The organism is Salimicrobium salexigens, assembly GCF_900156705.1.
GTDB lineage: Bacteria > Bacillota > Bacilli > Bacillales > Halobacillaceae > Salimicrobium > Salimicrobium album.
Genome location: NZ_FTOK01000001.1, coordinates 301630 through 313901, shown reverse-complemented (window position 1 = coordinate 313901; position 12272 = coordinate 301630). Strand labels below are relative to the sequence as shown.

General features: G+C 47.8%; 12 protein-coding genes. 3 read left to right on the top strand and 9 right to left on the bottom strand.

All coding sequences use genetic code 11. The features are described 5' to 3' along the window. Positions 1–140: 140 nt before the first annotated feature. Positions 141–479: a winged helix-turn-helix transcriptional regulator gene (locus BW931_RS01585; protein WP_076569408.1), complete on the bottom strand. Its 339-nt coding sequence runs from the start codon at positions 477–479 to the stop codon at positions 141–143. 121 nt (positions 480–600) lie between these two features. Between BW931_RS01585 and BW931_RS01580 the strand changes: the two genes are divergently transcribed. Beyond that, a complete protein-coding gene (locus BW931_RS01580) occupies positions 601–1653 on the top strand; it encodes an LLM class flavin-dependent oxidoreductase (RefSeq protein ID WP_407690196.1) in 1053 nt (350 codons plus the stop codon). A gap of 12 nt (positions 1654–1665) precedes the next feature. Next, entirely contained in the window at positions 1666–2232 is a 567-nt protein-coding gene (locus tag BW931_RS01575) for an NADPH-dependent FMN reductase (RefSeq protein WP_076569403.1), read from the top strand. 113 nt (positions 2233–2345) lie between these two features. Here the strand turns inward: BW931_RS01575 and BW931_RS01570 are convergent, their stop codons facing one another. The 5 genes from BW931_RS01570 to BW931_RS01550 form a co-directional block, all read right to left on the bottom strand. Continuing rightward, a complete protein-coding gene (locus BW931_RS01570) occupies positions 2346–5186 on the bottom strand; it encodes a UPF0182 family membrane protein (protein ID WP_076569401.1) in 2841 nt (946 codons plus the stop codon). A gap of 55 nt (positions 5187–5241) precedes the next feature. Next, positions 5242–6312 (bottom strand): nitric oxide synthase oxygenase, encoded by a 1071-nt coding sequence (locus BW931_RS01565; RefSeq protein WP_076569399.1) that lies wholly within the window; start codon positions 6310–6312, stop codon positions 5242–5244. A gap of 150 nt (positions 6313–6462) precedes the next feature. Further along, positions 6463–7392 carry an aldo/keto reductase gene (locus tag BW931_RS01560; protein ID WP_076569397.1) on the bottom strand — a complete coding sequence of 310 codons (930 nt, stop codon included), beginning with the start codon at positions 7390–7392 and terminating at the stop codon, positions 6463–6465. 49 nt (positions 7393–7441) lie between these two features. Further along, entirely contained in the window at positions 7442–8116 is a 675-nt protein-coding gene (locus BW931_RS01555) for an LrgB family protein (RefSeq protein WP_076569395.1), read from the bottom strand. Beyond that, entirely contained in the window at positions 8116–8478 is a 363-nt protein-coding gene (locus tag BW931_RS01550; RefSeq protein WP_076569393.1) for a CidA/LrgA family protein, read from the bottom strand. The genes BW931_RS01555 and BW931_RS01550 overlap by 1 nt, the downstream gene beginning before the upstream one ends. 185 nt (positions 8479–8663) lie before the next feature. Between BW931_RS01550 and BW931_RS01545 the strand changes: the two genes are divergently transcribed. Next, entirely contained in the window at positions 8664–9386 is a 723-nt protein-coding gene (locus BW931_RS01545) for a 3-ketoacyl-ACP reductase (RefSeq protein WP_008592348.1), read from the top strand. A 73-nt stretch (positions 9387–9459) separates the two neighbouring features. Here the strand turns inward: BW931_RS01545 and BW931_RS01540 are convergent, their stop codons facing one another. From BW931_RS01540 to BW931_RS01530, 3 genes are all read right to left on the bottom strand, one after another. Beyond that, the gene (locus BW931_RS01540) at positions 9460–10977 is read right to left on the bottom strand and encodes a potassium/proton antiporter (protein ID WP_076569391.1); all 1518 of its coding nucleotides are present in this window, start codon (positions 10975–10977) and stop codon (positions 9460–9462) included. 144 nt (positions 10978–11121) lie between these two features. Next, positions 11122–11628 (bottom strand): immunoglobulin-like domain-containing protein, encoded by a 507-nt coding sequence (locus tag BW931_RS01535; protein ID WP_076569389.1) that lies wholly within the window; start codon positions 11626–11628, stop codon positions 11122–11124. 115 nt (positions 11629–11743) lie between these two features. Further along, positions 11744–12265, bottom strand: a complete 522-nt coding sequence (locus tag BW931_RS01530) for a GNAT family N-acetyltransferase (protein WP_076569387.1) — start codon at positions 12263–12265, stop codon at positions 11744–11746. Positions 12266–12272 lie beyond the last annotated feature (7 nt).

Here is a 12272-nt window from a genome sequence, read left to right as displayed (position 1 = left end):
AGCGACTCTGTTTTCATTTTTCGTATAATACTATTGCGAAACTGTACTATCACTTTGGGCCCGCCCAACGTCGTGCAACACTGTGTTTCAATTTCTTTCAATACTGACGGCTAAATCATTCCTTACTTTAGCACAATAATTCACGCTCTCTCCTTCTTCATTTGAGCATGTTTCTCCCCCCACTCATGCATCGCCTCCAGAATCGGCTGCAACTCTTTACCATACTCGGTAATCGAATACTCCACTTTCGGCGGAACCTCCGGATAGACTTTCCTGTCCACAATCCCTTCCGCTTCCAATTCTCTCAATTGCTTCGTCAGCATCTTCTGAGTAATTTCGGGGATTTCCCGCTTCAATTCACTGAACCTCTGTGTTCCTTCTTTCATCAGATGGAGCAGAATAATCGGTTTCCATTTCCCCACCAATATCCCGATAGCTTCCTGGACCTGACATTGATCCGGTTTAATATGTTCGTTCATCGCTGTGCCCTCCATAGGTATCATCAATGATACTATCTTACTTGAAAGTACGTACTTCTCATTCATTCTGTTATCCCTCATACTAACATTAGAAACATGAAAAGAGAAAGGTGAGTTTTTGATGAAATATGGATTGGACCCTTCGAATGGATTAGAATTCGGATTATATACTCTCGGTGATCATTTGCCGAACCCGTCGACCGGCGAGCGTATCCCGGCGTCCCAACGACTCAACGAAATCATTGAATTATCACAGCTTGCCGAACAGGCGGGTATCGACTTTTTCAGTGTCGGAGAGAGTCACCAGGACTATTTCACGACCCAGGCACACTCCGTAGTGCTCGGCGCCATCGCTCAGGCAACGGAAAAAATAAAAATAGCCAGTTCCTCCACGATTATAAGTACCCTCGATCCGGTGCGTGTCTTCGAAGATTTCGCAACGATCGACTTGATTTCAGGTGGACGTACCGAACTGATTGCGGGGAGAGCCTCCCGCACCGGAAACTTCGAGCTCCTCGGTTACAGCCTGAAAGATTATGAGGAACTTTACGAAGAAAAATTCAATCTTCTGCGTCAAATCAATGAACAGGAAGTGCTTAACTGGAGCGGGAATTTCCGTGCCCCACTTAGAGATGCACACATTCTCCCACGCCCGATGCACGGGGAACTTCCAATCTGGCGTGCCGTCGGCGGACACCCGGCAAGTGCGATGAAAGCCGGGTACGAAGGCGTGCCGATGTTCTTTGCCGCGCTTGGAGGTCCTGTCTCCACTTTCAAAAATACCGTGGACACCTTCCGACAGGCAGCGGCTCAGGGCGGCCACAACCCGGATGAACTCCCGGTCTCTATGGCAGGGTTTTTCTATCCTGGCGAAACGACGCAGGAAGCGTTACGCGAATCGTATCCATTTTTCAACGAAGGCATGAAGAAAACGAACGGACACGGTTTCTCGAAGCAGATGTTTGCCCAAGGTGCAGATCCCAGAAGCGTAATGAACGTCGGAAGTCCGCAGCAAATCATCGAAAAAATCCTTTACCAGCACGAAACATTCGGTCATCAGCGTTACATTGCGCAAATGGACTTCGGTGGCGTCCCATTTGAAAAATTGAAGAAAAACATCGACATGATCGGTGAAAAGATTCTTCCGGAAGTGAAGAAACATACCAAAAAGTGAGGAGGAGTTCGGATGCAAATTGTAGGTCTCGCCGGCTCCAAAGTCGGCTCTAAAACGAGAACAGCGATGGATTATGTGAAAGAATCAGTGGAACGTCAGTATCCGGACCATACGTTCACCCTGATCGATCTCGGTGATAACGATGTCGAGTTCAGTGACGGGAGAAACTATCTGGACTATAAAGGAGACACGGGATACGTTGCGCAAACAATTATGGAAGCGGACGCTGTCCTCATCGGCACTCCTATCTTTCAGGCGTCGATTCCAGCTACACTTAAAAACATTTTCGACCTTCTTCCTCAGGACGGACTAGAAGGGAAAATCGTCAGCATATACGCTACCGCAGGATCGGACAAACACTTTCTGATTCCGGAACAGCAGCTGAAGCCGATTCTTGGCTATATGAAAGCGCAGATTGTGCAGACGTACGTATTCCTGAACGACGAAGATTTTCTCAATAAGAAAATTATCAGTGATGATGTTTTCTTCCGACTCGACCGTCTCGTCGAAGATACCATGGTGCTCACAGAAACATACCGCCAAATCAGGGAAGCGGAGGATGCAAAATACGACTTTTGAATAGGAAAAACGACCAGACGCTTAGCCTGGTCGTTTTTTATCCTGATTCAGAGGAAAGTCCAATCATTAATCAGAAGGAACCGCCCCTTCACAGGAACGGTTCCTCCTCTAAACTATTCTTCACCTGAACTGTCCGAGCTATTCTCTCCTTCGGAAGATCCGTCATTCTCCCCGCCATTCTGATTCTCGGGGTTCTGCTGCCCGGTTCCGCCGGAGTTCTGGGAACTTTGAAGCTTGGACTGGATTTCTTCCATGATACGTCCTGCTTCTTCATAATTCCCGTCAGACATCTGCTGCTGATACTGACCGAAAAGGTCCGAGATTTCCTGCAGCGTTTCATTCGTCTCCAACCCGGAGGACTGACCTTCTCCCTGACCGTCTTCTCCGCCCTCTTCCGGTGCTTCGACTTCCGGATCGATGCGGGAAAGGAGAACTTCCAGAGCCTTATCGAAGGTAGGTTCCATAACAATCTGATCCTGGTAGGCGACAATAACCTGTTTCACTTCAGGCAGGGACGTCTCGTTGGAGGACTCGATATATACAGGTTCTGCATAAAGGACCGTATCTTCAATCGGCAGTACAAGCAGGTTACCCCTGATGACCTCCGAGCCGCCCTGGGACCACAGATTCAACTGCTGGGAAATGTTACTGTCCTGATTGATCCGGTTTTCGATCTGTTGCGGACCGTATACATTTTCCTGCTTCGGAAACTCATACACGACTTTCTCCCCGTAGTGCTCGCCATCATTCCTGACACCCATCCAGGCGATCATATTCTGCCGGTTTCTCGGTGTAAACGGAGTCATCAGAACGAATTCTTCTTCCTCGGCTTCAGGCAGACGCATCGTAACGTAATAAGGTTCCATCGTTATATCTTCGTTGAAGTATTTCTCCGTAGGTATTTCCCAGTAGTCCTCACGATTATAAAATACTTCCAAATTCGTCATATGGTAGGTCTGATACATTTGTGCCTGGGTCTTGAAGAGATCGATCGGGTAGCGGAAGTGGCTTTTCACATCTTCCGGTATCTCCTCAGTAAACAGATCAGGGAAAATCTGTTGATACGTCTGGAGGAGAGGCTCCTCGGGATTCACTGCATAATAGTCCACTTCTCCCGTGTAAGCATCCACCGTCACTTTAACGGAATTCCTGATGTAACTGTTATCTCCGGAGTACGGTTCCGAATAAGGATAATTCTCTTCTGTGACGTAGGCATCAATCATCCAGTCCATCGTGCCATCTTCGCGTATGAAAATATAAGGGTCTTCGTCATAAGTGAGGAACGGAGCAATACGTTCCACCCTGTCCATAATGTTCCGTGTCTGGAGAATTTTGGAGTCTCCTGTCACCTGATCGGAGACGAACATCCGGAATGATCCTTCATTAATCGCAAACAGGGCCCGGTTGATGCCGGAGAGCGGTACTCCGCTGTCTGCTTCAAATGTACTGGACATGTTCTCATCCCCAGCAGGGTAGTCGAACTCCTCGACGCCACTGTTGACGATGACAGAATCATAGTCTTCCTCTCCGAAATACACCTGTGGACGTTTTACTTCCGGTTTACCTTCAGGCGGGAGGTTTTCCACCATATACTCGGGCTGACCCTGAGGCGTGATTTCATTGACGTTACTCATGGAAATGCCGTAGCCGTGGGTGTAACGTAAGTTCTGGTTGACCCACGTCTTCGCTTGCGAAGGCAGATCCTCCGTATTCAGTTCCCGCGCTCCGAGGAATACCTGTTCATACTCCCCGTCCACGTTGTACCTGTCGATATCAATATCATTGAACTCGTAATAAGTACGGAATGTCTGCAGCTGATTATATACGCTCAAAATCGGCCGTGCATCATTGATACGTACGTTATTGATTGTGTCCTGATTCCTCTCCACCATGGACTGATTCAGGGAATCAGCTCCAGGGTGCTGCTCTTCGCTCATGTTTTCAAGATCATAAGCCGTTCTCGTCATCGAGAGATTTTCTTCCAGATAAGGGCTTTCTTTTGAAAATTCGTTTGGTGAAACGACAAAGTTCTGTACGATCATGGAAGTTCCCTGAGCGAGAACACCTACGGCTATATAAAGGATGATCGGTGCTATCATCGACTTCCATCTTCCCCGGAACAGAGCTATGATGACCCATATAGTTCCGAGGAGCGCGACTCCCGCCATCACGTAGGAGGCAGGATTGTTGACGACATCATCTGTGTAGCTCAGTCCGTGTACCACACTCTCCTGCACTACGTTCACCTGGTTGGTGAGAAGGGAACGGAAAGGTTCGAGTACGTGCTGGACGGCAAGAAGAATTCCGATGAGCGCCAGCGTTATACCCATGTGCATCTGCGCTTTCCTGTTCATCCGGTACATATTGTAGACAGAATAGAATCCAATCTCCACAAGGAAGAAAAAGATTGCAAGTCCCAGAACGATAGAAAGAACAAATTCGATGAATGGTAATACGAACATATAGAAGGATACATCCCGGTCAAAATGGGGGTCTTTCACTCCGAATGATTCGTAGTTGAGAAACTTCAGCCACGGTTCCCAGCCTACGCCCTGTACAAGCACACTTCCGAGCAGACCGACGATAATCGCAATTACAAGCGTCAAAAGGCGACTCTGCTTCTTGTTATTGATGAAAGGCGGAAGCTGTCCCGCGGTGAAATGTCCGACATAGACGTTACGTATCCAGCTCAACGTCATGTAAGTAAATATAGCAAATAAAATGAAACCGACGACTCCAAGCATGAGCTTGCTCGTCAGAATTGTCATGTAGGAATCCTGGTACCCCACGCTCCCCATCCATATGTAATCGGTGATCCAGTTAAAAGATATAAGTACAATGAACGCAAGGATGAACAGGACCGTGAAGATTTTCCCGAGCCATCCACCGGCTTTGTTCAGTTTCTGTTTTTGCGCAGCCGTCAGATTCTTTGTCTTTTTCGGTTTAATATCCAATAATAACTCCTCCTTTCTTCTACTATATATCTACGCCCTTTACGTATAAAAAGTTTCACGAAAAAGGGCACTTCTGATAAAAATAGTTCGGTGAATCCATTCTGTCTTCAAAACTCTGATGAAAAATGGGCGTTGTCGCAGGCGACACCGGGGGGTTCAGCCATGTCCAGTCCCCTGTAACCTGCCGGTTCTGTTTATGCTCATTCCTCTGGAAGACCTGAAACTGCCAGGCCGCCGTATGATGGTCAACGAGAGAGACCCCGTCCTGCTGGAAAGAGTATAGTACAGCCTGATTCAACTCCAGAAGCGCCCGATCCTTCCACAAAGAAGAATTCCGATTTGTATCAAGGCCCATCTTTTCAGCTACTACAGGAAGAAGATTGTAACGGAAATCATCCGCAAAGTTTCTTGCTCCTATCTCCGTTTCCATATACCAGCCGTTAAACGGGGCACATGTGTAATCGACCCCTCCTATCTCAAGCCGCATATCAGAAATTATCGGTACGGCATACCAACGCAGGTTCAGTTCCCGAAACCACTCATATTCCGGATGCCTGAGCGGTATCTCTAAAATAATGTCTTCAGGTACATCATACCACACGGGCTCGCGGTCATCGATGTGGAAGATATGGGGCAAAATATCGAAAGGAGTCCCAGCCCCTTCCCAACCCATATCCAGTGCCTTCTTCGTAAGTGCCACCGAATCCGGATCCCCGATGATGCCCTCGTCCGTTTCGTATCCGGCATAGCGAAGCAGCTGGTGGTTCCAGATTTTCACTTCCCCCTCGTCAGTTTTCGGCTTGAAAATACTGATGGTGGACTGGATCCTCCCTCCGTTGGTAGCTTCGCGAATATGTTCCTGAAGAGCACCTGCCACCTCTTCTTCGGTTGAAAGGTGCCTTTGATCCTTTACTTCAAGACGATTCCAGAATAATCTGCCGATACATCGATTGCTGTTGCGCCATGCCATTTTCGCTCCATATTCCAGTTCTTCGTATGTATGGGTATAAGACCCGGTTTCTGCGATTTCTTGGGTTACTGCTTCGGTCCTTGCCCGTAACTCCGCTTCCGTTTTTCCTAATTCTTTATAGCATTGCTCCAAAAATTGTTCAGCCTGTTTTATCATGACGACCGCCCTCTCTTTCCTGTTAATTTTATCACAAGAGAGATGCCGAAGGCGGTGACGAAGCTGTGAAGCCTGTATAGTTATATAAAAAAACCGGACCCCGGAAGGTTTCCGGAATCCAGGTCTCGCCTTATTAATTGAGTTTTTGTTTTAAGAGAAAAGCTGACTGATGCGTGTGATTGTTGCCTGATCCAGTGTCACATCTGCTGCTTTGTTGTTATGAAACACCTGGTCTTTTCTCTTCGCACCCGGAATTACAGCATCGATTGCTTCCTGATGAATGTAATAAGCGAGCACGAGCTGAGCCGTATCAAGACCGTATGAATCCGCAATCGGTTTCAGTTCGTTTACTTTACGGACGTTCTCTTTAAACTTCTCCCCCTGGAACTCGGGTTTCTGATGGCGGAGATCCCCTTCAGGAAAAGTCGTGTCCTCCTCATACTTACCGGCCAGTAGTCCGGAGGCAAATGGGAAGAACGGTACGAAACCGATCCCCTGTTCTTTCACATAAGGGAAATACGTCTCTTCTGCTTTCCGCTCAAAAAGATTATAGTGTTCTTGTATAACATCGACATATCCGTCCTGATTCGCTTCTTTCAACTGATCCATCGAAAAGTTGGAAACACCCACACCCCGTATCTTACCTGCCTCTTTCAATTCCTGAAGCGCACCGACTGCTTCATACTTCGGTGTATCTTCATCCGGAAAATGAATATAGTAAAGGTCGATGTAATCGAGACCGAGACGCTTAAGGCTGTTATCAACCGCCTGTTTCAAAAACTCCGGACGGTTACTTTTACCGCCGTCATCTGTATGAGCACCTTTCGTAGCCAGAACGACTTCCTGTCGCTTTCCGGATTCCGCAATCGCCTGACCTACGAGTTCTTCGGAACGTCCGTTACCGTAGGCATAGGCCGTATCAAGAAAATCCACACCTCTATCGATAGCCGCTTTCACCATATCTACGCCCTGCTGTTCATCAAGATTCGGATATATGTTGTGCCCTCCGACTGCATTTGTACCAAGTCCGATTGGATTAATGGATAAATCCGTTTTGCCGAGATTTACTTTTTTGACCATAATTATCCCTCCTGCACCACTGTTTCCACATTTCTTTTAAAATTAATCCTCAGATAGCCAGAAGCCATACGAAAAAGGGTCCGAAAAAAGAACCGATGATAGCAGCCAGACTCATTGCCACGGAGCTCATCGATACGGTTTCTTCGCCGTATTCCACAGCTTTTGAAGTGCCGAGGCCGTGCGCAGCTGTGCCGAGGGCTATCCCCTTCCCTGTGTCACCGAACGGAATATATCTGAAAAATAAGGGAGAAGTCAATATAGCGGTGAATCCTGCAATCATCGTGAACGCTACTGCCATCGAAGGAATGCCGCCTATTTCGGAAGCTACCGGCACCGCAATCGGTGTAGTCAGAGACTTCGGTAAAATGGTCAAGAGCAGTTCGCGCTCCAGTCCGAGAACTTTCGCCATCGTATATCCCGAACCGAAAGCCGTAATAACGCCGACGATTACACTAACGACAATCGGCAAGAAGTGTTTCTTCAGGACTGCCCGCTGCCGGTACATCGGATAAGCCAGAGCCACTACAGCCGGCCCCAGCAGGCGGTCAATCCAGACTGCTCCTTCCATATACGTCTCATACGAAACACCGGATATAAGAAGCACAGCAACAACCACCGCTACTGTAGTAAGCACGGGAGTAAGCAGGGGCGTACGGTATTCAGAATAAATTTTGCCCATCAATAAAAAGGTAAGAATCGTAAGCAGAAGCATTATAAAAGCCATTACGCTCCTCCTTTTTTCGACAGTTTTTCACTCGTAAATCCGGCGACGAACATCGTCAGCCACGTCCCCGTAATTGTCATTATAATCATAACGATACCCGTACCGCTCAGCAACACGGGGTACTCGATGATCCCCACCGTAACCGGCACAAAGAATAATGGCAGATACGCCAGCATAAAACCTGCACCGTGATCGACCCACCCGGCCGGGAGCACACCGGTCAGGAGCAGAGTCAGAAGAAGCAGAAGACCGAGGATACTTCCTGGCACCGGGAGCCCGCTCCACTCCTGGAGTTTACTTCCTATGTAGTATAAAACGAATAGTCCTGCCACCTGCAGAACAATCTTTCCTCCGAGTCGCATACACACTCCCCTTTCTTCGTTCCGGTACGATCGTTTCTCCCTATATTATCATATTATTGGTGGTTTTTTCCCGTACTTCCGTCGTTATGAAGACTCTCATGAAAAAACAGGACGAATGAGCAGTTCCATTATTCATGTTACTCTTTAAGTTGGAAGTATGTACTTAAATGAAGGAGGAATTACTTATGGGACAAGACATTAAGGGTAAAGTTGCATACATTACCGGGGCCGGCAGCGGCATCGGTAAGGCGACAGCTATCGAATTCGCGCAGGAAGGCGTTCATGTCGGGCTCATTGCCCGTACCGAAACGAAACTTCAGCAGGTGAAAGAAGAGGCAGAGAAATACGGAGTAAAAGCGGAGTACGCTGCCGTGGACATCTCTGATCTTGAAGAGACGGAGAAAGCGGTTTCCGGTCTGAAAGAAAAGCTCGGGAAAGCCGACATTCTTATCAATAACGCAGGGGTCGGCCTGCACGGTAACTTCCTGGACACGGACCCTGACGACTGGAAGCGGACAGTGGAAATCAACCTGTTCGGTATGTATCACATGACCCGTGCTGTACTTCCGGACATGATCGAGAAAAACGGGGGAGATATGATCAACATCTCCTCGAGTAACGGTCTGAAAGGCACCGCGGGCTCCACTTCTTACAGTGCTTCCAAATTTGCCGTTCAGGGAATGACCGAAGCACTGATGCAGGAAGTGCGTCCGCATAATATCCGCGTCTTTACCATGAACCCGAGTCTGGTAGCAACTGAACTCGCATTCGGTGATAACCCTGATAAAAATGATGAACAGAAATTCATGCAGCCGGAGGATCTGGCTGAATACATGGTGGCGCAGCTGAAGCTTCACCCGCGCATCTTCATTAAACAGTCTCTCCAGTGGGCAACCAACCCTTTCTGATATTTATTACAAAAAAGCCTTTCCTCCTGAACGGGGAAAGGCTTTATATATATGCCAGGGATTGAGAAGCGGGTCAGTCATCTTTATCCGTATCCCTGTCTACGCCAGTTTCCGGACGTGGCACGCGTTCTTCGAGCACCTTTTTCAGACGTTCTTTATAAGCGGCTTCCACGAGAATGTAGAGGAAATCCCCTTCCTTGATTTCTGTTTCCCCGTACGGCGTAATGACCCGGTTCTCCCGGATGATCGCGCTTATGTTGGCCCGGTTGGGAAAAGAGATTTCATGCAGTTTCTTCCCGACGACAGCTGACTCCCTGTTCGTCTGGAACTGTATCATTTCCGCCTGGGCTTTCCCCATTGAAATCAATTCGATGGAATGATGCGGTACATCCTTCTTCTTCCCCACGAGTTCGAGTTTGTTTGCGAAATTCGAAATCGTCGACCCCTGAACAAGTGCGGAGGAGAGGACGATAAAGAAGACGATGTTGAAGATATCGCGACTTGCCTCCAGTCCCTCAACGATCGGGAATGTGGCCAGTACAATCGGCACGGCTCCGCGGAGGCCGGCCCAGGAAATGAAGATTTTCTCTTTCACTGTATAGTTCATTTTAATGAGGGAAAGAAATACGGCAACGGGCCGCGCAACGATAATGAGAATGAAGGCAAGAAGGAACCCGTTCCCCATAATCTCTGCGGTGAATAACTGTCCGGGATATACGAGCAGTCCGAGAATAATAAACATCAGAATCTGCGCCATCCATGCAAACCCTTCATTGAATTGAAAAATCGAATACCGGTAAGTCAGCTCACTGTTTCCGATGACGAGAGCTGCCACATATACCGCAAGAAATCCGCTGCCCCCTGCGAACGCAGTGATACTGTATGTAATCAGGGCAAATGCCACGGAAAGAATCGGATAAAGAGCACTTGAGTCCAGCCTTATATTGTTGATTGACAGAGAACCGATTTTCCCGACCGCCAGGCCAAAGAGAAGACCGAGTCCCATCTGCACAAAAAAGGTCGGGATCATAGTCCATATACTTCCATCGTTAGCGGCGATAAGCTCAATAAGGGACAGGGTGAGAAACACCGCCATCGGATCGTTCGTCCCTGATTCAGCTTCAAGCGTCGCTCCCATTTTGGCCTTGATATTCCTTTCTTTTAAAGCGGCAAAGACAGCAGCCGCATCGGTTGAACCGACAATCGCTCCGAGCAGCATACCTTCAAGAAGCGAAAAATTGAAAAGGAAATAAGCACTGAACCCGATGAGTAAAGAGGTGATCAGCACACCAAGAGTTGCGAGGGACAGAGAAGGAAGCGCTACAGATTTAACGGTCGCCCATTTTGTGTGCAGTCCACCTTCAAACAAAATGATGACGAGAGCGAAGACACCGATGATCTGCGCAGTACCTGCATCATGGAAGTAAACCAGCCCCAGCCCGTCACTGCCTGTTACCATCCCGACCATTATAAACAGAATCAGGGAAGGGATACCCCAGCGACTGGAGAACTTGGCAACAATGATGCCGCTGAATAATAGAAACGCCGCTAATAGTAAGAAACCGTTTGTGCCAAACGAGTTGAGGAACATAAATAGATTGGAGTCTCCTTCTGAAAGTTAATATTAATCCTTTCTTTAAGATTATAGGAATTTTATATTAAAATCAAAATTTCATTGAAGACCTTTTCACTTCAACTGCCTTCAGAGAGGTGAGGATACCATCCGGCTTTACTTTCAAGTGACCGGAAGCACCCTGAATTCGGAAGCGAGCCTGAAAACTTCTTCCGTTTCACGGGATTCCGTCATCGTCACTACCACCCGGTATACTCCCGGTTCAAAATCGGATTCTATTTCATCCAGAACAACAGCAGATTCGAAACTCTCCCCCGGTTTAACTTCTTTGGCCCGTTCCCGAAATGGAACTTCTTCATCGAACGCCAGTTCTTTCCACGTTCCGTCAACTTCTTTTTCTATTTTGTACCCCATATCATAAAAAACGGGGGCCTCACTCGCATTGATGATGTAAAAGTGCACTCCGTTTTCCCCATTATCGACTTCCGATTCCGCTTTAAAGGTAACTTCGTTTTCCGTATGCGGGAGTTGGCCATACTCACTCGTCGGATAACCTGATTGACAGCCTGCAAGCAAAACCATACATATCATAATCACCGCTCTGTTCAAAGCCGCTCCCCCCTGAATCAGTAAAACTTCACCGGTACCTGAGTTTCTTTTCCAGCACATTACATCCCTGCCATAATTATAACAATTCTGACAATTAAAAGGATAGAGGAATATTTTCCAATTATCAACCAATCTTATCATGAACCCGCTTCCCTCCATCTGCCGCGAGTTGTATTTATTCGGCCGGAGTGGCGAGACCGGAGATATCATCCCATCCATAGATCAGCTCATTCAGCGTTTTTCCGTCTATCCCGATTTTTATTTTATCGAGTAGTTTTGCGCCCAGCGCTTCGTAAAAATATCTGGATTCATTTTCAGCCAGAACGTATACGAGCATCGAAGACCGTCCGCCTTCCATAAGCTCATTCACGACGGGAGTGAGCAGTTTTCTGCCAAGCCCCTTCCCCTGGTCATCTTCTCTTATATAAATGGCGTACAGCTCCGCTTCATGCGGATGAAGTTGAGGAGATCGGCTCGGACCTCCGCTTGCAAATCCCGTAATCTCCTCTTCTTCATTCACCGCCACGTAAACCATACCTTTTTCGATAATCTTTTCCCATTTCTCCCTTCTGTTCTCCGGGGTCATCCGGTTCAGGTATCCCTCCGGTACAATCCCCCGATACGTCGTCTTCCAGGTCTCCACCTGAACTTTCGCAACGCCGGGCGCGTCTTCCAGGCGTGCGCTTCTTATTTCCATATGATTC